This is a genomic window from Klebsiella sp. GG_Kp146 (genome assembly GCF_040061975.1).
In the GTDB taxonomy this organism is placed as follows: domain Bacteria; phylum Pseudomonadota; class Gammaproteobacteria; order Enterobacterales; family Enterobacteriaceae; genus Klebsiella; species Klebsiella quasipneumoniae.
Window position 1 is genome coordinate 40,645 of sequence record NZ_JBEAHA010000018.1, and the last position, 22,038, is coordinate 62,682.

General features: G+C 60.3%; 20 protein-coding genes. 9 read left to right on the forward strand and 11 right to left on the reverse strand.

Annotated features, from left to right (window positions below; genetic code table 11):
- Nucleotides 1-6: 6 nt before the first annotated feature.
- The 3 genes from ABLU95_RS19100 to pcaC are packed head-to-tail and all read left to right on the forward strand — an operon-like array spanning nucleotide 7 to nucleotide 2,495.
- Nucleotides 7-1,359 (forward strand): 3-carboxy-cis,cis-muconate cycloisomerase, encoded by a 1,353-nt coding sequence (locus tag ABLU95_RS19100; protein WP_065882276.1) that lies wholly within the window; start codon nucleotides 7-9, stop codon nucleotides 1,357-1,359.
- Complete coding sequence (pcaD, locus tag ABLU95_RS19105; protein ID WP_080901503.1) at nucleotides 1,349-2,116, forward strand: 3-oxoadipate enol-lactonase; 768 nt, start codon at nucleotides 1,349-1,351, stop codon at nucleotides 2,114-2,116. Before ABLU95_RS19100 ends, pcaD begins: the two co-directional genes overlap by 11 nt.
- Nucleotides 2,106-2,495 carry a 4-carboxymuconolactone decarboxylase gene (gene pcaC / locus ABLU95_RS19110; RefSeq protein WP_023289519.1) on the forward strand — a complete coding sequence of 130 codons (390 nt, stop codon included), beginning with the start codon at nucleotides 2,106-2,108 and terminating at the stop codon, nucleotides 2,493-2,495. Before pcaD ends, pcaC begins: the two co-directional genes overlap by 11 nt.
- Nucleotides 2,496-2,808: 313 nt before the next feature.
- Here the strand turns inward: pcaC and fumA are convergent, their stop codons facing one another.
- Nucleotides 2,809-4,461 (reverse strand): class I fumarate hydratase FumA, encoded by a 1,653-nt coding sequence (gene fumA, locus ABLU95_RS19115; protein ID WP_023289520.1) that lies wholly within the window; start codon nucleotides 4,459-4,461, stop codon nucleotides 2,809-2,811.
- A 53-nt stretch (nucleotides 4,462-4,514) separates the two neighbouring features.
- Complete coding sequence (locus tag ABLU95_RS19120; RefSeq protein ID WP_049092623.1) at nucleotides 4,515-6,026, reverse strand: anion permease; 1,512 nt, start codon at nucleotides 6,024-6,026, stop codon at nucleotides 4,515-4,517.
- A gap of 641 nt (nucleotides 6,027-6,667) precedes the next feature.
- On the opposite strand from ABLU95_RS19120, the gene ABLU95_RS19125 reads away from it, so the two are divergent.
- Nucleotides 6,668-9,445: a flavocytochrome c gene (locus tag ABLU95_RS19125; RefSeq protein WP_218810115.1), complete on the forward strand. Its 2,778-nt coding sequence runs from the start codon at nucleotides 6,668-6,670 to the stop codon at nucleotides 9,443-9,445.
- 65 nt (nucleotides 9,446-9,510) lie between these two features.
- Entirely contained in the window at nucleotides 9,511-10,461 is a 951-nt protein-coding gene (locus ABLU95_RS19130) for an FAD:protein FMN transferase (RefSeq protein WP_023289523.1), read from the forward strand.
- On the opposite strand, the gene dcuR is transcribed toward ABLU95_RS19130, so the two are convergent.
- Together dcuR and ABLU95_RS19140 are read right to left on the reverse strand one after the other, a co-directional pair.
- Entirely contained in the window at nucleotides 10,442-11,161 is a 720-nt protein-coding gene (gene dcuR / locus ABLU95_RS19135; RefSeq protein WP_023289524.1) for a two-component system response regulator DcuR, read from the reverse strand. The genes ABLU95_RS19130 and dcuR overlap by 20 nt on opposite strands.
- Complete coding sequence (locus tag ABLU95_RS19140; protein ID WP_243805652.1) at nucleotides 11,158-12,774, reverse strand: sensor histidine kinase; 1,617 nt, start codon at nucleotides 12,772-12,774, stop codon at nucleotides 11,158-11,160. The genes dcuR and ABLU95_RS19140 overlap by 4 nt, the downstream gene beginning before the upstream one ends.
- Before the next feature lie 155 nt (nucleotides 12,775-12,929).
- Here ABLU95_RS19140 and ABLU95_RS19145 point away from each other — a divergent pair, with 155 nt between their 5' ends.
- From ABLU95_RS19145 to ABLU95_RS19160, 4 genes are all read left to right on the forward strand, one after another.
- A complete protein-coding gene (locus ABLU95_RS19145; RefSeq protein WP_218810114.1) occupies nucleotides 12,930-13,250 on the forward strand; it encodes a hypothetical protein in 321 nt (106 codons plus the stop codon).
- A gap of 199 nt (nucleotides 13,251-13,449) precedes the next feature.
- The gene (locus ABLU95_RS19150; RefSeq protein ID WP_218810113.1) at nucleotides 13,450-14,370 is read left to right on the forward strand and encodes an N-acetylmuramic acid 6-phosphate etherase; all 921 of its coding nucleotides are present in this window, start codon (nucleotides 13,450-13,452) and stop codon (nucleotides 14,368-14,370) included.
- A 306-nt stretch (nucleotides 14,371-14,676) separates the two neighbouring features.
- Nucleotides 14,677-16,287 (forward strand): malate dehydrogenase (quinone), encoded by a 1,611-nt coding sequence (mqo, locus tag ABLU95_RS19155; RefSeq protein ID WP_236947715.1) that lies wholly within the window; start codon nucleotides 14,677-14,679, stop codon nucleotides 16,285-16,287.
- Nucleotides 16,288-16,444: 157 nt separating this feature from the next.
- A complete protein-coding gene (locus tag ABLU95_RS19160; protein WP_023289529.1) occupies nucleotides 16,445-17,371 on the forward strand; it encodes a LysR substrate-binding domain-containing protein in 927 nt (308 codons plus the stop codon).
- On the opposite strand, the gene mdcH is transcribed toward ABLU95_RS19160, so the two are convergent.
- The 7 genes from mdcH to ABLU95_RS19195 form a co-directional block, all read right to left on the reverse strand.
- Nucleotides 17,361-18,263 carry a malonate decarboxylase subunit epsilon gene (gene mdcH / locus ABLU95_RS19165; protein WP_101992472.1) on the reverse strand — a complete coding sequence of 301 codons (903 nt, stop codon included), beginning with the start codon at nucleotides 18,261-18,263 and terminating at the stop codon, nucleotides 17,361-17,363. The genes ABLU95_RS19160 and mdcH overlap by 11 nt on opposite strands.
- Nucleotides 18,263-18,880: a malonate decarboxylase holo-ACP synthase gene (locus ABLU95_RS19170; protein ID WP_023289531.1), complete on the reverse strand. Its 618-nt coding sequence runs from the start codon at nucleotides 18,878-18,880 to the stop codon at nucleotides 18,263-18,265. The genes mdcH and ABLU95_RS19170 overlap by 1 nt, the downstream gene beginning before the upstream one ends.
- A 3-nt stretch (nucleotides 18,881-18,883) precedes the next feature.
- On the reverse strand, nucleotides 18,884-19,843 hold the full coding sequence (locus ABLU95_RS19175; protein WP_044522774.1) for an AEC family transporter: 960 nt from the start codon (nucleotides 19,841-19,843) through the stop codon (nucleotides 18,884-18,886).
- A gap of 136 nt (nucleotides 19,844-19,979) precedes the next feature.
- Nucleotides 19,980-20,780, reverse strand: a complete 801-nt coding sequence (gene mdcE, locus ABLU95_RS19180) for a biotin-independent malonate decarboxylase subunit gamma (protein WP_101992471.1) — start codon at nucleotides 20,778-20,780, stop codon at nucleotides 19,980-19,982.
- Entirely contained in the window at nucleotides 20,780-21,613 is an 834-nt protein-coding gene (locus tag ABLU95_RS19185; RefSeq protein ID WP_032452728.1) for a biotin-independent malonate decarboxylase subunit beta, read from the reverse strand. The genes mdcE and ABLU95_RS19185 overlap by 1 nt, the downstream gene beginning before the upstream one ends.
- Nucleotides 21,606-21,905 carry a malonate decarboxylase acyl carrier protein gene (gene mdcC / locus ABLU95_RS19190; RefSeq protein ID WP_023289535.1) on the reverse strand — a complete coding sequence of 100 codons (300 nt, stop codon included), beginning with the start codon at nucleotides 21,903-21,905 and terminating at the stop codon, nucleotides 21,606-21,608. Before mdcC ends, ABLU95_RS19185 begins: the two co-directional genes overlap by 8 nt.
- Nucleotides 21,906-21,922: 17 nt before the next feature.
- The coding region (locus ABLU95_RS19195) for a triphosphoribosyl-dephospho-CoA synthase (RefSeq protein WP_348880208.1) at nucleotides 21,923-22,038 on the reverse strand (116 nt) is incomplete at its 5' end.

Sequence of the window (22,038 nt, forward strand, 5' to 3'; positions counted from 1 at the left end):
GCCAGAATGAGTTTGTTGACCCCGATGCTGCGCAGCAGTCCGCTCACCGACTGGTTCAGCGACGCGCAGCGGGTGCAGGGCATGCTGGATTTTGAAGCGGCGCTGGCCCAGGCGCAGGCCGCCTGCGGGATGGTGCCGGCGGCGGCGGTCGGGCCGATTGTCGCGGCCTGCCGCCACGAGGCGATCGATTTTACCGCCCTGGGCGAGGCGGCTGTGGGGGCGGGTAATCTGGCGATCCCGCTGGTGAAACAGCTGACGGCCCAGGTAAAAGCGCGGGATCCAAACGCCGCGCGCTACGTTCACTGGGGCGCCACCAGTCAGGATGCTATCGACACCGGGCTGGTGCTCCAGCTGCGCGGGGCGCTGGATGCCGCCGAGCAACTGCTTGAGCGACTGTTGGCGGCCCTCGCCGGGCAGGCCGACCGTCATTGCCACAGCGTGATGCCGGGCCGGACCTGGATGCAGCATGCGCTGCCGGTGACCTTTGGTCTGAAGCTGGCGGGCACTCTCGACGCGCTGCTGCGCTGGCAGCAGCGGCTGCGGGAGATGCGTCCGCGTCTGCTGGTGCTGCAGTTCGGCGGCGCCGCGGGGACCCTGGACGCGCTGAAAGCGCAAGGACCGGCGGTTGGCCAGGCGCTGGCGCAGAACCTCGGTCTGTCGCTGCCGGATACCCCGTGGCACAGCCAGCGCGATCGGCTGCTGGAGGCAGGCGCCTGGTTCGCTGGCGTCTGCGGCACCCTGGGGAAATTCGCTAATGACTTCTCCCTGCTGATGCAGACCGAAGTGGCGGAGGTGGGCGAGCCGGTAGCGGAAGGGCGCGGCGGCTCGTCGACGATGCCGCATAAGCGCAATCCGGTGGCTTGCGCGGCGATCCTGACCGCCGCCCAGCGCACCCCGGGTCTGATGGCCACCCTCTACGCCTGCCAGATTCAGCAGCACGAGCGGGCGCTGGGCGGCTGGCAGGCGGAGTGGGAGACCCTGCCGGAGCTGATTACCCTGGTGGGCGGGGCGCTGGCGCAAAGCGAGGCGCTGGTGCGCGACATGCAGGTCTTCCCGCAAAAGATGCGCGCCGACCTCGATATCACCCACGGGCTGATCATGGCTGAGGCGGTGACCCTGGCGCTGGCGGAATGCATCGGCAAAGCTGAGGCGCACCATCATATTGAGGTGCTGTGCCGTCAGGCGCTGGACCGCCACCGCCCGCTGGTCGATCTGCTCGCGGCAGACCCGCAGGTTAGTCAGTATCTCTCCCGCGAACGCTTAACCACGCTGCTGGACCCGGCAACGGCGACCGGCAGCGCCGAACGCTTTGTGCGCCAGGTGCTGGCGCGTTATCAGGAGCAACATGATGAATCTTGATTATCAACTCGACGGACCGGAAGGTGCGCCGGTTATCGTTCTCTCCAACTCGCTGGGTACCACCCGGGCGATGTGGCAGCCGCAGATAGAGGCGTTAACCGCCCATTTCCGGGTGCTGCGCTACGACACCCACGGCCACGGTAAAACGACGAAAAATGGCAAAGTGACCCTCGCCCAGCTGGGGGAAGATGTGATTGCGCTGCTCGATCATCTGAATATCGACCGCGCCTGGTTCTGCGGGATCTCGATGGGCGGTCTGACCGGTCTGTGGCTGGGCCGCTTTGCGCCAGAGCGTTTTTATGGTCTGGCCGTCGCGAACACCGCGGCGCGCATCGGCGATCAGGCCAGCTGGCTGTCGCGGGCGCGGGCGGTACGCCAGGAGGGAATGGCGGTGGTGGCCGCCGGGGCGGCAGATCGCTGGTTCACCCACGCGTTTCGCCAGAAGGCGCCGGAGGTGGTGGAGGCCCTGTGTCACCAGCTGACCCATACCGACGCCGAAGGCTATGCCGCCTGCTGTGAGGCGCTGGCCGCCGCCGACCTGCGGGGCGAAGTAGGGCAGATCCCGCTGCCGACGTTAATCATTGCCGGGGAAAGTGACCCTGTCACCACGGTCGGTGACGCTAATTTCCTGCAGCAGCAGATCCCCGCCTCCCAGGTGGTAGTTCTGCCGGCATCGCATCTGTCAAACATTGAGGCGGCGAAAAGCTTTACTTCAGCGCTGCTGAGCTTTTTCCAGGGAGAACGCCATGGAGGATAAACAGCGCTATCAGGACGGGTTGGCGGTGCGGCGCAAAGTACTGGGCGACGCCCACGTCGACCGTACGCTGCAGCATCTGACGCCGTTGAACGAAGAGTTTCAGGACTTTATCACCCGCTACGCCTGGGGTGAGACCTGGACCCGTCCGGGGCTCGACCACCACACCCGCAGTATGATCACCATTGCCATGCTGATTGCTCTCAATCGCGAGGCGGAGCTGAAGATGCATCTGCGCGCGTCGTTTAACAACGGGGTGACCCGTGATGAGCTGAAAGAGTTGATCATGCACTCTGCGCTGTACTGCGGACTGCCGGCGGCCAATGCCACGATGCATCTGGCGCAGCAGGTGTTTGACGACATTGACGCCGCGCAGGGTTGAGTCGTCGTCCAGGTCGGATTGCCCGGCAGTCGTTGTCGGCCGGGTAAGGAACAGACGCCACCCGGCGGAAATGCCGCTACGTTATCCATTATTTCTTACCCTCCTGCGGCGCGACGGCTGGGGCATCGTCCCGGTCGTCCCGAGGGTCAGCATCAACCCGGGAAAGGGAATTATTGTTATTTTTCAGCAATCAAGGGACGACTTGTCGTTGAGCATAGCCGGGCAGGAAGTGAATTCAAGCTGGCGCGGCGCGGACATAAAACAAGCCGTCACCTGTACGGCGACGGCCTGCTGTTAGCGCCAGAGGGGGGCGTTAGCCGTGCTGTTTACAGCCGGCGCACTGCTTGTTCTGGATCTGCTGGAAGAAATCGTTGCCTTTATCATCGACGAGAATAAACGCCGGGAAATCTTCCACTTCGATTTTCCAGATCGCCTCCATCCCCAGTTCCGGATACGCCACGCACTCAAGGCTCTTGATGCTCTGTTGCGCCAGCACCGCCGCCGGGCCGCCGATGCTGCCGAGGTAAAAGCCGCCGTGTTTGTGGCAGGCGTCGGTGACCTGCTGGCTGCGGTTGCCTTTCGCCAGCATCACCATGCTCGCGCCATGGGACTGCAGCAGATCGACGTAAGAGTCCATGCGGCCAGCGGTGGTCGGGCCGAGGGAGCCGGAGGCGTAACCGGCAGGCGTTTTGGCCGGGCCGGCGTAGTAGATCGGATGATCTTTCACGTACTGCGGCAGTTCCTCGCCATTATCGATAAGCTCTTTCAGCTTGGCGTGGGCGATATCGCGAGCGACGATAATAGTACCGTTGAGACTCAGGCGGGTGGAAACCGGATGGGCGGACAGTTGCGCCAGGATCTCGCTCATCGGCTGATTAAGGTTGATGCTGACCACCTTGCCTTCGCCCTGCTGACGCAGATGTTCAGGGATATATTTTCCTGGATTGCTCTCCAGTTTCTCAATCCAGATACCGTCGCGGTTGATTTTGGCTTTGATGTTGCGGTCGGCGGAGCAGGAGACGCCCATGCCGATCGGACAGGAGGCGCCGTGGCGCGGCAGGCGGATCACCCGGATATCGTGGGCGAAGTATTTGCCGCCGAACTGCGCGCCGAGGCCGAGGTTTTGCGCTTCCTGCAGCAGTTCCTGCTCAAGCTGCACATCGCGGAACGCCTGACCGTGCTCGTTGCCTTCGGTTGGCAGACCGTCGTAGTAACGGGTGGAGGCCAGCTTGACGGTTTTCAGCGTCGCTTCCGCCGAGGTACCGCCGATGACAAAGGCGATATGGTACGGCGGGCAGGCCGCGGTACCGAGGGTACGCATCTTCTCGACCAGATAGTTTTTCAGCTTCGCCGGGGTGATCAGCGCTTTGGTTTCCTGATAGAGATAGGTTTTATTAGCGGAACCGCCGCCTTTCGCCATACACAGGAATTTATATTCGTCGCCGTCGACGCTGTAGAGATCGATCTGCGCCGGCAGGTTGGTGCCGGTGTTGACCTCTTTATACATATCCAGCGGGGCGTTCTGCGAGTAACGCAGGTTATCTTCGGTATAGGTGTTGTACACGCCCTGCGCCAGGGCGGCTTCGTCGCCGCCGCCGGTCCAGACGCGCTGGCCTTTTTTACCCATGATGATGGCGGTGCCGGTGTCCTGACAGGTGGGCAGGACGCCTTTGGCGGCGATTTCCGAGTTGCGCAGGAACTGCAGGGCGACATATTTATCGTTATCGCTGGCCTCCGGGTCGAGCAGAATCGACGCGACCTGCTGCTGATGGGAGACGCGCAGCATAAAGGCGGCGTCGTGGAAGGCCTGCTGCGCCAGCAGGGTCAGCGCCTGCGGTTCCACCTTCAGCACTTCCTGGCCGTCAAATTCGGCGACGGAGACGTGCGCTTTGCTGAGCAGATAGTATTCGGTATCGTCGTGCGCCAGCGGGAACGGATCCTGATAAACAAACGGTTTAGTCGACATAATCACTTACTCCATAAAGATAAAACCGCCGGGGTGGTCCCGGCGGTTATGAATCAGAACATCATGGACATCCACGGATAGCCAATCAGCAACAGGGCGGCCAGGAAGATGGCGCCAAAGATGGTGCCGAGGCGCCAGTAATCTTTGGTCGGCAGATAGCCGCTGCCGTAGTAGATCGGGCTTGGGCCGGTACCGTACGGGGTGATGATCCCCATCACGCCCAGCGAGGTGACCATCAGCAGAACGAACACTTCCATATTCATCCCCGGAATGGTGGCGGCGATGGTCAGCATGGCCGGCAGCAGCGCGGTAGTGTGCGCGGTGGTGCTGGCAAACAGATAGTGCAGCAGGTAGAACGCCAGCAGCAGGACGATGGTCGCCATTCCCGGAGAGATACCGCTCATCAGCGCGCCGCCCTCTTTACCCAGCCAGGCGATAAAGCCGGTAGAGGAGAGGCCGTCGGCCAGCGCCACCAGGGTGGCGAACCAGACAAAGGTGTTCCACGCCGCTTTGTTGTTGGTGATATCGCTCCAGGAGAGCACGCCGGTCCACAGCATCAGCACGATAACCAGCAGGGCGGCCAGAGCCGGTTCAATCCAGTCGGCGGCGAAGATCCACATCATCAGCGCGAAGCAGACGAACACCAGCAGCAGGATCTCATTGCGCGACAGTTTGCCCAGTTTTTCCAGTTCACGAGCGGCCCACAGCGGCACTTCGTTATTGACTTTCACTTCCGGCGGGTAGAACCAGTAGGCCAGCAGCGGCATGGTCAGGATCAGCAGTACGCCAAGCGGCAGGAAGGCGATGAACCACGTGCCCCAGGAGATGTTGATACCGACGATGCTTTTTACCAGCGCCAGCGCGAGCAGGTTCGGCGCCAGTGCCGACAGGAACATCGAGCTGGTGATACAGGCGGCGGTGATCGCTACCCACATCAGATAGGAACCGATTTTACGCGCGCTCGGATCGTTCGGTTTTGAACCGTACAGCGGCGGCAGGTTGGCGATAATCGGGTAGATGGTGCCCCCGCTGCGCGCGGTATTCGACGGCGTAAACGGCGCCAGCAGCAGATCCGCGAAGGTGATGGCGTAGCCCAGCGTCAGGCTGCGACGGCCGAGATATTTCACCAGAATCAGCGCCAGGCGGCGGCCGAACTGGGTTTTATCGTAGCCGGCGGCGAACATAAAGGCGCCGAAGATAAGCCACACGGTGGAGTTGCCGAAGCCGCTCACCGCCCACTTAAAGGAGGCGCCGGCCATTTTGAAGCCGGGTGCGGCCATCTGTTCAGGGCTGAACAGCAGCCACTGACTGCACAGGGCGATGACCACCACGCCGGTGATGCCGATAACGGCGCCAGGCAGTGGTTCAAAAATCAACCCGACGATCACCCCGACGAAGATAGCGAAGTAGTGCCAGGCGTACGGCGGTAGGCCGTCCGGGACCGGGACGAAGAGTAACAGCACGGCAACGATAATTGGCAGCGCCATCATCAGGAGACGTTTTTTATTCGCAGTCGTTGGATTGACTGCACCGGCAGGCGGTATGGTTGTCTTTTTCTCTTTCATAATGAGTATCTGCAAGTTGTTGAAAATAACGTTTACGCCAGCGATGTGCTCAGTGGTTTCTTTAATTACAAAAGTTTCTTTAGTTTTTATTTTGCGTCTCTGAGTATCGTCGTGGCGATTATTTAACGCGATTTGATGGGCGTTAAATTAAATTTATTGGTTATTTATATATTGCGCTTTCAATGGCCGTTGCAATTGATCAAGATCAAGAAAAGCAGGTGATTTCACTATTTTTTTATTATCAGTATAACCCTATGTGATGAGGTGTTATTTTGGCGAAAATATCGGTAAATGTTAAAACAAAAATAAGCAATTAATGCTAATTTTTTTCATGTGTTTCATAAGTTACTGAGTAATAACTGTAATGTGCGCGGGTTTGGTCTCTGTGAATGTTAACGCAAGTATCTGAAATGTTATCGTTCATTTGTATTATGTAAATGCTATTTATTATTTTAATAATACAATAGAGGTAGCGATGTTATTGCTGGGGTTAAATAGTTTTATAACTAACGTAATTGATTTAGTAACTAAAAAACCCGTTATATTATTGGCATGACAACAGGAATTAAAAAACCACAACCATTAATGATTCCGTCACCCCATTCTGAATTTTTAATATTTTAAAATCTGGAGCGTAACTTATGACCAGTAACGAACGAATTCTGCAGCCATTTACTTTACCAAATGGTACGGAGCTGAAAAACCGTTTGCTCATGGCGCCGATGACCACCTGCACCGGTTATTTCGATGGGACTGTCACCAGCGAGCTGGTGGAATACTATCGCGCTCGCGCCGGCAGCATCGGCACCATTATTGTCGAGTGCTGCTTTATTGATGACTACGGCCTGGCCTTCCCGGGTGCTATCGGTATCGATAACGATGAAAAAATCGCCGGCCTGGCGAAAATCGCCGAAGCGATTAAAGCGGAAGGTTCGAAAGCGATTCTGCAGATCTATCACGGCGGCCGCATGGTCGACCCGCAGCTGATCGGCGGTCGCCAGCCGGTGGCGCCGAGCGCTATCGCCGCCCCGCGTGAGGGCGCCGCGATGCCGCGGGCGCTGAGCGGAGACGAAGTGGAAGCCATGATCGCCAAGTTTGGCGATGGGGTCCGTCGCGCTATCCTCGCCGGTTTCGACGGGGTCGAAATTCACGGGGCTAACACCTATCTCATTCAGCAGTTCTATTCGCCGAACTCCAACCAGCGCGACGACGAGTGGGGCGGTAGCCGCGACAATCGCGCTCGTTTCCCGCTGGCGGTGCTCGACATCACCCATAAAATGGCCCGCCAGTACGCTGACGATGCCTTTATCATCGGTTACCGCTTCTCGCCGGAAGAGATGGAGGTCCCGGGGATCCGCTTCGACGACACCATGTATCTGCTGGAAAAACTGGCCGCTCGCGGCGTCGATTATCTGCACTTCTCGGTGGGCGCGACTCTGCGTCCCTCTATCGTTGATACCTGCGACCCAACGCCGCTGATTGAGAAATACTGCGCCATGCGCTCTGACACTCTGGCTCAGGTGCCGGTGATGGGCGTCGGCGGGGTGGTTAACGTCGCCGATGCCGAGCTGGGCCTCGATCATGGCTATGACCTGATCGCCGTGGGCCGCGCCTGCATCGCCTATCCGGACTGGGCGGCTCGTATCGCCGCGGGTGAAGAGCTGGAGCTGTTTATCGACAGCACCCAGCGCGAGGTGCTGCATATTCCGGAACCGCTGTGGCGCTTCTCGCTGGTGGAAGCGATGATCCGCGACATGAGCATGGGCGACGCCAAATTTAAGCCGGGGATGTTTGTTGAAACCGTTCAGGATGACGCCAATGAGCTGGTGATCAACGTCAGCCTCGAAAATGACCATATCGCCGATATCGAACTGGCGGCGAGCCCGGTGCAGACCGTGGAGTTCACCACCAGCTTCGAAGAGATCCGCGAACGTATTCTGACCGCCAATACCCCGCACGTGGACGCTATTTCCGGGGCCACCAGCCAGAGCGAGGCGGTGAAAAAAGCGGTCGCCAAAGCGATGCTGAAATCGAGCAAAGCGCTGGCGGCGGAAGAGGGCGGCAATGACGCCGCGCCGAAAAGCTATGATGTGGTGGTGGTCGGCAGCGGCGGCGCCGGTCTGGCGGCCGCCATTCAGGCTCACGACGAAGGCGCCAGCGTGCTGATCGTCGAGAAAATGCCGACCATTGGCGGGAATACCATCAAGGCTTCCGCCGGGATGAACGCCGCGGAGACCCGCTTCCAGCGCGTGAAAGGCATTCAGGACAGCAAAGAGCTGTTCTATCAGGAAACCCTGAAAGGCGGGCACAATAAAAACAACCCGCAGCTGCTGCGCCGCTTCGTGGAGAATGCCCCGCAAGCCATTGAATGGCTGGCTGACCGCGGCATTATGCTCAACGATATCACCACCACCGGCGGGATGAGCATTGACCGCACCCACCGTCCGCGCGACGGGTCAGCGGTCGGCGGCTATCTGATTAGCGGCCTGGTGCGCAACATCACCAAACGCGGCATCGACGTCCTGCTGGATACCTCGGTGGAAGAGATCCTGATGAGCGGCGATGAAGTCAGCGGCGTGCGTCTGATCAACGACGAAAACGAGATCATTGAAGTCCAGAGCAAAAGCATTGTGGTGGCCACCGGCGGCTTCAGCGCCAACAGCGCGATGGTGGTGAAGTATCGTCCTGACCTCGAAGGCTTCGTCACCACCAACCACAAAGGGGCCACCGGGAGCGGTATCGCGCTGCTGGAGCGTATCGGCGCCGACACGGTGGATATGGGCGAAATTCAAATTCACCCGACCGTTGAACAGCAGACCTCCTATCTGATTTCCGAGTCGATTCGCGGCGGTGGGGCGATCCTCGTCAACCAGCAGGGTAACCGCTTCTTCAACGAAATGGAGACCCGCGATAAAGTCTCCGCGGCGATTATCGCCCTGCCGGAACACTATGCGTACATCGTCTTTGACGAACATGTACGGGCGAAAAACAAAGCCGCCGATGAGTACATCGCCAAAGGCTTCGTCACCAGCGCCAGCTCGCCGCGTGAACTGGCGGAGAAACTGGGGATGGATTACCATGCCTTCCTCGCCACCCTCGAGTGCTACAACGGGGCGGTGGAAAAACAGCATGATGAACAGTTTGGCCGGACCACCGCGCTGCGCGCGCCGATTAACGAAGGTCCGTTCCACGCCATTCGTATCGCCCCGGGGGTGCACCACACCATGGGCGGCGTGACCATTAACACCGATGGCGAAGTGCTGAACGTTGCCCGGCAGCCGATCCGCGGCGCCTACGCCGCCGGTGAGGTGGTTGGCGGGATCCACGGCGGCAACCGTATCGGGGGTAACGCGGTGGCGGATATCATCATCTTCGGCACCCTCGCGGGCCACCAGGCGGCGAAACGCGCCAGAGGATAACACGCCATTGTTGATGCCGGGCCGGCGCTGTCGCCGCCCGGCTTACCCCTACTAAGGAGAGCCCGATGTCTGATAACCGCGTCTATAGCTACTCCGCCGTTCTGATGGGTTCTCCCATCCTGCTCAAACTCTGCTCCCATGATGAGGCGCTGGCCTCCCGCGTATTTCAGTTAATCAAGCGCTACGAAGATCTGCTTACCGTTAACCGCGCCGAGTCCCAGGTGATGGATATCAACCACGCCGCCGGACGTCACCCGGTGACCGTCAGCCGCCCGGTCTTTCAGCTCATTCAGTGCGCCAAAGCCGCCAGCATGGTGCGCGACAGCGCCTTTAACCTCGCGATTGGGCCGCTGGTGAAGCTGTGGCGGATTGGCTTTCAGGGACACAGCGTGCCTGACGCCGGCGAAATCAGGGCCCGGCTGGCGCTGACCCGCCCGCAGGAGGTGATCCTTGATGAGGCAACCTGCAGCGTGTTTCTTCAGCAGCCGGGGATGGAGCTGGATCTTGGGGCGATCGCCAAAGGCTATATCGCTGACCGGGTGCGTGATTATCTGCGTCAGCAGCAGGTGGAAAGGGCGCTGATCAACCTCGGCGGCAATGTGCATACCCTCGGCGAATGGGCTATTGGCCTGAAAAAACCGTTTGCCGATGCGCAGGCGCTGATCGGCTCCCTGACGGTCAACGGACAGTCGGTAGTCACCTCGGGCACCTACGAACGTTATTTCGAGCAGGACGGCAAGCGCTGGCACCATATTCTCGACCCGCGCAGCGGTTACCCGCTGGACAACGAACTCGACAGCGTCACGGTGATTTCCAGCGATTCTTTAGACGGCGATATCTGGACCACGCTGCTGTTCGGCCTCGGCGTCGAGAAAGGCTGCGCAGCGCTGCGTCAACGGCAGGATATCGACGCGATTTTCGTCACCAAAAATCGCGACATTATACTGTCATCGCCGCAGCGCTTGCGCTTTGCGTCGCTGGACAGCGGCTACCGCGTTACTGACTGTACTGCTTAAGCAAACTGTACTGTTCGGCCACCAGGCGGTAGCGATAGACCGGCCGCCCGGTGGCGCCGTAGTGGATAGTGGTATAGAGAATATTGATCTGCGCCAGCCAGATCAGATACTTACGGCAGGAAACGCGGGAGATATTCACCGCCGCCGCCAGCTCATCGGTAGAGAATTCAACGTCCGGGTGGGCGTCAATCCACTGGCACAGGGTGCGCAGGGTTTGCGCGGTAAGCCCCTTGGGCAGCTTGCGCGCGTCGCTGGCCTCCGGCGCGCCGCCGTGCAGCAGGCGGTCAACGTCGGCCTGCTCGTAATAGGGTTGACCGGTTATCAGCTTGCGCTTCTCCCGCCAGGTGGTGAGCGCCTCTTCAAAACGGGGAAACTGGAAAGGTTTAATCAGGTAATCGACCACTCCGTAATGCATGGCGGTCTGCACCGTGGCGGCATCCGCCGCCGAGGTGATCATGATGACATCGATGGCGCGCCCCGATTTACGGATAGTCGGCAGCAGATCGAGCCCGCTGTCCTGCTGCATATAGACATCCAGCAGCACCAGATCGATCTCCAGCTGCGGATCGTTAATCATCTCCCGGGCTTGACTGAGCGTCGAGGCGCTCCCGCTGCAACGAAAGCCGGGAACCCTTGCCACGTACAGGCGATTCAGTTCGGCCACCATGGCATCATCGTCAACAATCAACACATTTATCACGCACGTTTCCTTTTACTATCCCAGGGGAGATGAACAAAAAATTGGGTAAATACGCCGGGTTCCGACTCGACGGCGAGGGTGCCGCCCAGCTCGCGTAATTGCTGGTTGGCGAGAAACAGCCCGACGCCGCGATTCTCGCCTTTGGTGGAGAAGCCTTTGTTAAAGATAGCGTCGATGTTGTTTTCCGGGATCCCCGGCCCGTCGTCGCTCACTTCACCGCTTAGCCAGCCGTCCTGATAGTGCAGCAGCAGGCCGATTTCGCCCTCCGCCTGACCGCTCATGGCGTCCAGCGCGTTCTCGATAAGGTTGCCCAGCACCGTCACCAGCACGGTGACCTGCTTTTCATTCGGGCAATCCGGCACCAGGCTCTCTTCCGCCAGCTTAAGGGTAAAGCCGCACTCGGTGGCGCGCTGCATTTTACTTATCAGAAAGCCGGCCACCACCGGGGATTTTATGCGGTGCTGAATATCGCCGATGTCCCCCTGGTAGCGGTGGGCGGTCTGCAGCACGTACTCCTCGAGTTTGCCATAGCTTTTCATATTCAGCAGGCCGAGGATCACGTGCAGTTTGTTCATGAACTCATGAGAGGTGGTGCGCAGGGCATCCACATAGCTCATCATGCCGTCCAGCCGCTGCAGCAGCTGGCTGACTTCGGTCTTATCGCGGAAGGTACAGATGGCGCCGACCACCGCCTCCTGGCTGCGGATAGGCACCGTGTTGCTGATGAGCAACAGGCCATTGCACCCCAGCTCGCGGTCGTACATCGGCTCGCCGCTGTGCAAAACCGTCTGCAGGTCGGCGAGCAGCGGGGTATGCGCGAGGGTCTTGTCCGGCCCGGAAAAGAGTATCTCGCGCGCCGCCGGGTTGATCAGGTTAACCTCACCATGGGCATCGACGGCCACCACACCCTCCTTGAGGGCGTGAAGCATGGCCTGACGTTGCTGAAACTGAGTGGAGATTTCGTGCGGCTCCAGCCCCAGCAGGACGCGCTTCAGGCCGCGCACCAGGCTCCAGGTGCCGATGGCGCAGACCAGCGCGCTGAACAGGATGGTCAGCAGCACGTCCCAGCGGCTGTTGGCGATCTGCTCGTCCACTTTACTCAGCGAAATGCCGACCACCACCACGCCAATCTGCTGATGCTGGTCGTTGAACACCGGGGTAAACACCCGCAGCGCCGGGGCCAGCACCCCGTGGTTAATGGCCACGTTCTCTTTTCCCTGCAGCGTCGGCTGGATATCGTGGCCGATGAAGGGTTTGCCAATAATTGAGCTGTCCGGATGCGAATAGCGAATACCGTGCATATCGGTGACGATAGCGTACAGCAGGTCGTTGCGCCGGGTGATGGCCTGCGCCAGCGGCTGAATAATCTGCTGCTGCGGCGGCGCCGCCAGTCCGCGCTTCACCTGCGGCATATCAGCCATGGTACGCGCCACCGCCAGCGCGGTCTCTTTCAGGCCGTCGCGGGTGGCATTGCTGATCTGCATATACCACAGGGCATAGACCAGCAGCAGCACGGCGCCGATCACGCTGCCAATCATCAAGGAGACGGCGGTGCTCAGCTTTAGCGGTAAGGCGCGTTGACGAACGCGAGGCGGGTGCTCTGATGCCTTCATGACGATCCCGGATAGATTCAGTGAACGATTATTATCGCTGATAGCGCGGCATTCATAAAGCCGTGTAATCAAAGCAAAAGGCCGCTTTTGCTACGGTAGCCTCGGCCCGTCCACGATAAACTGTCGCTTTTCGCCACAGGCTTAAGGCAGACATGATGGAACTGGCATCTCTGGTCCGGGATATCCTCCGGCAACAGCACGTTGAACGACTGGCGCAGCATCGTCAACAGGACCGTGAAGCGGAAGCAGAGTGGGAGATCGCGCGCTGGCGGCATCGCAGCGGGGTGGTGATCCAGCACCGCTACGAGCTCGAGCTTCCGCAACAGGATGCCGCCTCCTGCCCGGAGTGCTGGATCGACTGGCAGGTTATCGACAGCGCCGGCCTGGAGGTGAAGCCAATGCGCAAACAATTTTATAACCTCTGTCAGCAATCCTTCTGGCTGGCCATGCAGGCGGAAGGCGAAGATAAGACCTGAGACAGGATTGCTCAGATAATCGGCAATTGTCCGTGAACGGGCGATCGGGACGGTAAACTGTGACCCCGACGGCGGTAAAGCGCGGAAGATTCCCCTTATAGTGGCGACAGAGGTTAAATAGTCCTGATGAATATAAGGATATGCATCAGGCCGCTGATTTCGCCGAGATGCGCTTTTTCTGTCGTAAATGGAGGTTGTTATGAGCAGTTCGCTAACCGCGTCAATGCAGGCACGTCGTCACCCGGATACCACCCACATCGATCGCCTCGCCACCGCCGACATGCTGGCGATGCTGCATCAGGATGATAAGCAGATATCGGAGGCGGTCGGCGCCTGTCTGCCGGATATCGCCCGGTTGATTGATATCGCCACCGCGACAATGAGCCGGGGAGGGCGTCTGGTCATTATCGGCGCCGGGGAATCAGGCCGCACGGCAGTCCAGGCGGTCAGCGACTACTCTCCGGAAGGCAAACACGCGCTGGTGGGGCTGATTGCCGGTGGCCAGACGGCGGCGATGGCCGAGCGGGAGACGGCAGCGAATAATTACGATCTTGGCGCCTTCGAGCTGCAGTCGCTGGACTTTTCCAGCCACGATATGCTGCTGGCGCTGACCGTTAGCGGCAAGACCCCGTGGGTCTGGGGGGCGATGCGCCACGCCTGGTCGCTGGGGGCCCCGATCGCGGTGGTGACCCAGCAGGCGGCCAGCGAGGCGGCGCAGCTGGCGGATATTGTTATTGCTCCGCAGACCGGGCCGGAAGCGGTGGCGGGCTTGACCAATCCGAAGGCCCGGCTGGCCCAGCGGCAGATCCTTAACATGGTGTCGACGGGCCTCGCTATCCGTGACGGCCGGGTGTACAGCAACCTGCGGGTGGATCTGCAGGCTGACACTCCGCACTGGGCGGAGCGGCAGGTGGCGATTGTCATGGCGGCCACCGACTGCACGCGCAGCGAAGCAAAAGCCGCGCTGACCAGCTGCCACCACCAATGCCGCACCGCGATCCTGATGCTGCTTAGCGGGCTGGACGCCTGGCACGCGCGGGAGCTGCTGACCAAACATCACGATCATCTGCGTCTTGCCCTGCGCGAAGCCCAGCGCAGCGCTGTCACTCCCGCCCATTAAGCCTGTCGCCAGGCGCGCACCAACGGTGTGCGCGTCTGGACTTTATTAACTAAAGAAACCCCTCTTTTCTATTTTCCCCGGCAATCGCGCTGAATTTTCAGCGATAATTTTACGGCGACTTTTATTTTTGCGTCGTTCTGATTTTTTAAGTTAAATAATTATTTGATTAAAAATGCGAGAGTGTAAATGATATTTTAAAATAAAGTAAAAGTGCGTTAATATGCTGCCTCTTATTACCGTGTGCTACGTGATAATTCTATTATGCCTGCAATGAAAAAAACGATTATTTCCTTTACCGCATTAGCGATGTTCGTCAGCGCGGCGACGCATGCTGAAGCGGATACCTCTAAAAAAACTGACTTCCTGCTGATTGGCGGCGGGATCATGAGCGCCTCGCTTGGCACCTGGCTGCAGGCGCTGCAGCCGGACTGGGACCTGACGATGGTGGAGAAACTGGACGGCGTGGCCCTGGAATCTTCCAACGGCTGGAATAACGCCGGTACCGGCCACTCGGCGAATATGGAGCTGAACTATACGCCGGAGCGGGCCGACGGATCGATTGACGTCAGCAAAGCGCTGGATATTAACGAACAGTTTATGATCTCCCGTCAGTTCTGGTCGGCACAGGTGAAGCGCGGTATTTTGCACGATCCGCACTCCTTTATTAATTCCACGCCGCATATGAGTTTCGTCTGGGGCGATAATGTTGATTATCTGCAAAAGCGTTATAACGCGCTGCAGCAGACCACCTTATTCCAGGGAATGAAATTCTCCACCGATCACGCGCAAATTAAACAGTGGGCGCCGTTGGTGATGGAAGGCCGCGATCCGCAGCAAAAAGTGGCTGCCACCTGGACGCCGGTCGGTACCGACGTGAACTACGGCGAAATTACCCGGCAGCTGATCGGCAGCCTGAAGAAAAACAGCCATTTCACCCTGCAAACCTCCTCTGAGGTCACCGATTTCAAACGCAATGCCGATAACTCCTGGCACGTGACCATTAAGAACGTGCAGAGCGGGGAAGCGCAGACTATTGACGCGAAATACGTCTTTATCGGCGCCGGCGGCGGCGCGCTGAAGCTGCTGCAGAAAACCGGTATTCCGGAAGCGGACAACTATGCTGGCTTCCCGGTGGGCGGTTCGTTCCTGATGACCGAGAACCCGGCGGTCACCGCGCAGCACCTCGAGAAAGTGTATGGCCAGGCTTCGGTCGGCGCGCCGCCGATGTCGGTACCGCACCTTGACGCCCGCTACCTGGATGGCAAGCGCGTGGTGCTGTTTGGGCCGTTCGCCACCTTCTCGACCAAGTTCCTGAAAAACGGTTCCTTCTTCGACCTGTTGAGCACCACCACCACTGACAACGTGCTGCCGATGACCCACGTCGGACTCGATAACTTCGACCTGGTGAAATATCTCGTCAGCCAGGTGATGCTCAGCGATGATGACCGCTTCGCCGCGCTGAAAGAGTACTACCCGGACGCGCGTAAAGAGGACTGGAAGCTGATCCAGGCCGGCCAGCGCGTGCAGATCATTAAGAAAGACGCAGAGAAGGGCGGCGTGCTGAAACTGGGCACCGAAGTGGTGGTCGATCAGCAGAAAACCATTTCCGCGCTGCTCGGCGCATCGCCAGGGGCTTCCACCGCCGCGCCGATCACCCTCAATGTGCTCAAGCAGATGTTCCCGACGCAGTTTAACTCGCCGGAGTGGCAGACCCGTATCCACCAGATCGTGCCGAGCTACGGCCAGAAGCTGAACGGTAACGTGGCGCTGACCCAGCAGGTTTGGGATGATACCGCCGCGACCCTGCAGCTGACGAAACCGCCGGTGATCCAGATGCCAGCGGCTGCGCCCACCGCGACCGCGAAGCCGGCTGAGCCACAGCGCGACGCCTCGCCGCAGCACGATATGGCGCTGTAAAAGCAAACTCGATAGAGAACAAAAGGGAAGACCACGGTCTTCCCTTTTTTGCGTTCCTTGCCGGCCTAAGCCGCTCTCTGCCTGCAACTTTGCCGTCATAAACGATATACTGATTTGAATTGAAAAAAGAAAAGCAAATCAGGAGTGTGGAAGGGCTATGCAAGACGATATCAACCAGGAGATCACCTTCCGCAAGCTGTCGGTCTTTATGATGTTTATGGCGAAGGGCAACATCGCCAGAACCGCCGAAGCGATGAAGCTTAGCAGCGTCAGCGTTCACCGCGCGCTGCATACCCTGGAAGAGGGGGTGGGCTGCCCGCTGTTTGTCCATAAAGGGCGCAATCTGCTGCCGCTGCAGGCGGCGTGGACGCTGCTGGAATATTGTCAGGATGTGATGAGTCTGATGAGCCGCGGCCTTGAGGCGACGCGCAAAGTCGCCGGCGTCGGCCAGGGGCGGCTGCGCATCGGCACCCTCTATTCCCTGACCCTGGAAACCGTCCCACGCATTATCATGGGTATGAAGCTGCGTCGCCCGGAGCTGGAGCTGGATTTGACCATGGGCTCTAACCAGATGCTGCTGGATATGCTGGAAGACGACGCCCTCGACGCTATCCTGATCGCCACCAATGAAGGGGAGTTCAACAATACCGCTTTCGACGTGGTGCCGCTGTTTGAGGACGATATCTTTCTCGCCGCCCCGGCGACAGCGCAGCTGGATAGCACACAGCTTGCTGACCTGCGCGATTACGCCGACCGGAAATTCGTCTCGCTGGCGGAGGGGTTCGCCACCTATGCCGGGTTCCGGGAAGCGTTTCATATCGCTGGCTTCGAGCCGACGATCGTCACCCGGGTGAATGACATCTTTTCGATGATTAGCCTGGTGCAGGCGGGCGTCGGGTTTGCGCTGCTGCCGGGGCGGATGAAAAAAGTCTATGAAAAAGATGTACAGCTGTTAAAGCTGGCGGAACCGTACCAGATGCGCCAGCTGATCTCGATTGTCTATTCACACCATCGCGAACGCGATGCCGACCTGCTGGCGCTGGCGGCGGAAGGGAGAATGTACGCCCGGAGCCTTAATCGCTAAGCCGCTGCGCCAGATGGCGGGCGACGTCCACGCCGCTGCGTTCCAGCGAAAGGGTCTCCCCGCGCCAGCCCGCCTGGCGGGTCAGGCAGGTCAATACCCCGCCGGGGGGCATCTCAATGGCTAAGCGCGCGTCGCGCTCATCGGCGGCGATCATCGCCTCCTGCCAGTGGACGGTGCGCGCCATGTTCATCGCCAGATCGTCGGCGATCCGCTGCGGATCCCACAGCACCCGCGCCGTCGAGCCGCTTAAATAGGCGCACTGCGGGCGCGTTAAGGTCACGTCGGCAAAGGCTGTTGCCAGCGCGGCGGCGGGTTTATCCAGCAGCGCGCAGTGCGACGGGACGCTGACCGCCAGCCGCTGCGCCTTACTGGCGCCCGCCTGCAGCGCCAGCTGCGCCACCTCGGCCATGGCTTCATCGCGTCCTGCGATCACGATCTGCGTTTCGGCGTTCAGGTTGGCAAGATAGACCTCGTGACCCTGCATCAGCGCCTCAACCCGCGGGCGGGTCAGGCCCATGATCGCCGTCAGCCCGTAACCTTCGGGATAGGCCTGCTCCATAAGATCGCCGCGCAGGGCCACCAGGCGCAGCGCGCTGGCGAAATCGAGCGCGCCGGCAATCACCGCTGCGGGAAAGGCGCCGATGGACAGGCCGCTGACAATCTGCGGATTGACGCCCTGGCGCTGTAGCTCGCGCGCCCAGGCTACCCCGGCGATCAGCAGGCAGAGCTGGACCGCACGGGTATGTTTTAGCGATCCGGCGCTATCTAGGGCCTCGACTTCATTCCCCAGCACGGCGCGCGCCTGGCTGAGGATCGCTTCGCGGTCGGGGATAGCCGCCAGCATGCCGGTACGCTGGGCACCCTGTCCGGGAAAAGTAAACAAAATCTTCATCATTCCTCCCTGCGCCACGGCGCAGCGGTTAAGCGCGCGCCGCGGGACGTTTTCAGCAGCGCTCGCCCATCGCGTAGCCACTCATTGAGGGCGAAGGCGCCGTATGGCGTTTCGACCTGGGTATCGGCGCGGCACGGGAGCTGGGCCACCCGGGATTGCCATTCCAGCAGCGCCTCGCGGGCCAGCGGCTGCGGGGCGCGGATCAGTAGATCCAGATCGCTTGCCGCATGGAGTACCGGGATTTCGGTCGCCAGCGCGTAGCCGGTGCTGCCGGTGACGCCCCAGCGCCAGGGCCAGTCGCCCAGCGTCAGGGCGATGGCCGCCTGGACCGGCGGCTGCGAAACAAAAGGGGAGCCCAGCAGGCGCTCGCGCTCCACCAACATCTCCGGGGTGACGCTGCGAACGATATTGTGCGCCTGTACCCAGCCGGCGGCGCGCTGTTCGCGCTTCATGCCCCGCACCCCAACCGGGATGCGGGCCTGACCGTCAACATCGCGCCTCACCACCACCGGCAGCGCGGCTCGCCACTGCTGAGCCACCCACGGCTCGACTATATCTTCCAGGGCGCTGGCGTGGTTTAACCACACTAAATCGTGGGGACGCGGCGTTGATGACATGGTTTACAGTCCTGAAGTCAAAGAGATAAACAGCGGTAGCGACAGGATACACAGAACCGAGCTCAACAGCAGCACGGCTTCAGCATCCGGGGACTGTACGCCGAAGCGGTTGCCGAAGACCACGCCGAAGAAGCCGGCGGCCAGGGCAATCATCAGGATCGCGGTGATGGCGATGGCGCCGTGCAGACCCAGCAGCATCACCAGACCCCAGGCGATAAACGGCTGTACCAGCAGTTTCACGATGGTGGAGGTGGCGATCAGCGCATTGAGCTGCAGTTTACGCGCCGAGAGGATCACCCCGGTGAGGAACAGCGCCGCGGCGGTGGCGGCCAGGCCCAGCGGTTTGATGGCGGCCAGCAGCAGGTCCGGCATTTTAATGCCGATAGCGGAAAGCACCACCCCGAGCAGCGGGCCCCAGACGATCGGCTTTTTCACCGAACGCCACATCAGCACCGGCAGCATCGCCAGCGTAGAACCGGTGGTTTCCCCCGCGGCGCGGGCTTTTTCACGTTCCAGAATCAGCAGGCAGAAGGGGGTCATCAGTACCGAACCGCAGGCGATAGAGACCGCCACCGACAGCGAAGTCGATGCACCTTCGCCGAGCACGCTGCCGAGGATCGGCAGGCCCAGCGCGGCATAGTTCGGCAGGGCGACGGTGAGGGTCAGCACCGCGGCATCCTGCGGGGTGCGTTTGAAGACGCTGGTGGCGAGGAAGTAAATCCCGGCGTAGGTGATCCACATCGCGCCAGTGAGCACCAGCACCAACGGCGACTGGGCGACGATACCGGCCCACGGAGTTTGCACCGTGGCGCTGAACAGCGTAGCGGGTAAGGCAAAGTCCATTACAAAGATATTGAGCAGGGAGACATTTTTGTTATCTACCATCCCGGCCTTACCGGCCCAGAAGCCCAGCAGCATAATGACGAAAATCGGGGCAAGAGCATGAATAATCACATAAGTCATAAATCACCTGTAAATAAAATAGAGTACTGGCGCGATTGTTATTTTTTCTTAAAGCCGTCCCTACCCGGCGCGGTTATGACGCGCTCCGGGGGACGGCTTCCGGCAGGTTTTCTTCTACTACTTACGTACGAACGTGTTACCAGCTGGCGCGCATCAGGTCGCGGACCCGCTGCGAGCTGCGGCGGTTTTCCGCACCCAGGCGGCACTTCAGCGAGGGATCCTGGCGCGCGTCAGCGATGGCGTCGCGCAGGGTGTGGCTGACCAGCGCCAGATCGTGGTCGTCAGGGGCGTCCGGATGGCTGATGTCAAGCAGAGCGGAGAGCAGGCCGAGCGTGGCGTAGTTGCTGACGTCATAGGCCATCGGCGGGATGGTCGCCGCCAGTTTCTCCAGCGCCTCCACGCTGCGCAGGGTAATGCGCGCGGCCGACGCTTTACCCATCGCGTGGACCAGTACGCCGCTGTCGTTAAAGGCGATCAGACGGTTGGCCTGGTAGCCGTGGGCCAGAAACGCCCCGGACATCGCTTTGCCGACGATCAGGCCAATCACCGGATGGCCGGCCAGACGGGCTTTGGCGTAGGCGCCTGCCGCTCCGGCCAGCGCCTGGTGAATACCAAAGGCTTCTTCGCGACGGCCATAGGCCTGGCTGGGGACATCGATAACCGCGATAATCGGGCGCTTTACCGTTTTATCGGCATCGGCGTCGAGGGTTTCGTTGACCACTTTCGCCAGCGTCCAGCCTTCGAGCAGGCCGACTTCGCCACCGGCGGCGCGCGGGTAGTGGTTATTAGCGTCAGGCACTACGGCGATAAAACGCACCTTTTCGCCATTAAGCTGGACGTCTGCCACCTGCACGGAAGGGCACAGGCCGCTCATCAGCGGCGCCTCGGGCGCCAGTTTGTTCAGCCATAGCGCGGCGCGGTTTGGGAACTGACTCATTATTTTTCCTCCCGGGCAAAAAGCTGTTTAATCTGCGCGGTATCCGCCTGCTGGCGGGTGTCGAACTGGCTCAAACGGCGCAGATAGTCGTCATAATTGTCGCTGCGGTGCTGCGCCGGTACGCCTTTGGCGATCGCTTCGTTCATCGCGGTTTTGACGGCCTTGACGCCATCGTTAACCAGCGCGTCGACCAGGCCGCTGGCGGCGCGAATTTCGCCGCCGGTCATGCTCCAGATAAACGGCCGGTTACGCGAGTCGTACTCTTCAATGCCGGCTTCCTGCTCGATAACCTGCGGGCCGTTGAGGCCGAGACGGGCTTCTCGGGTGACGATGAGATAGCTGCACAGCGCGGCGGCGATGGACATGCCGCCGAAGCAGCCGACGGTGCCAGCGATGATGCCGACTACCGGGGTGTAGCGGCGCAGATCGACAATCGCCGCGTGAATATCGGCGATGGCGGCCAGGCCAAGGTTGGCCTCCTGTAGCCGGACGCCGCCGGTTTCCAGGCACAGGACCGCCTGCGTCGGGATACCGTTGCGGTTATCCTCCGCCGCCAGCTCCAGCGCGGCGGCCATTTTGGCGCCGGAGACTTCGCCCATACTGCCGCCCTGGAAGGTGCCTTCGATGGCAATCACCACCGCCGGCTGGCCGTTGATAGTGCCTTTGGCGACCACCATACCGTCGTCGGACTGCGGGACAATGCCCTGCGCCCCGAGCCACGGCGACATAATGCCGTCAAACGGATCCAGCAGTTCACGGTAGCTGCCGTCGTCCAGCAGAGCGTGGGCGCGTTCGCGAGCGCGCAGTTCGATAAAGCTGCGATCGTTACGCATGAGCGGCCTCCTCAAAGACTTGTTCAATACGAATACGGGCGACGCCCGGCGTGGCGCCGAAGTCGTGAATAACCAACTGCCCGGCGGGCAGGCCGTTAATCAGGCTCAGCCGGTCGAACAGCGCCTGCCAGCGCGCCTGGCTGTTATCCACCGAGGTGGTAATTTGCACGCTGAGCGTATCGCTCCCGGCGGCGGTATAGAGCACTTCCATATCGCCTGAACCTACAACCCCTGCCAGCGCTCGGCCGCGGAGGGCGCGGCTGGCAGGAAATGACAATGTAATCTGTTCCATAACATCCTCTGAATGCGTTAGCCGGCAACCCGGTCGAGAAACAGGGTGGCGGCAAGGAGATCGGCGGCGCCGCCCGGCGAGGCGTTGTGCGCCAGCATCTGCGCGTCAAGCCGCGCCAGGGCGGCGGGGGCGG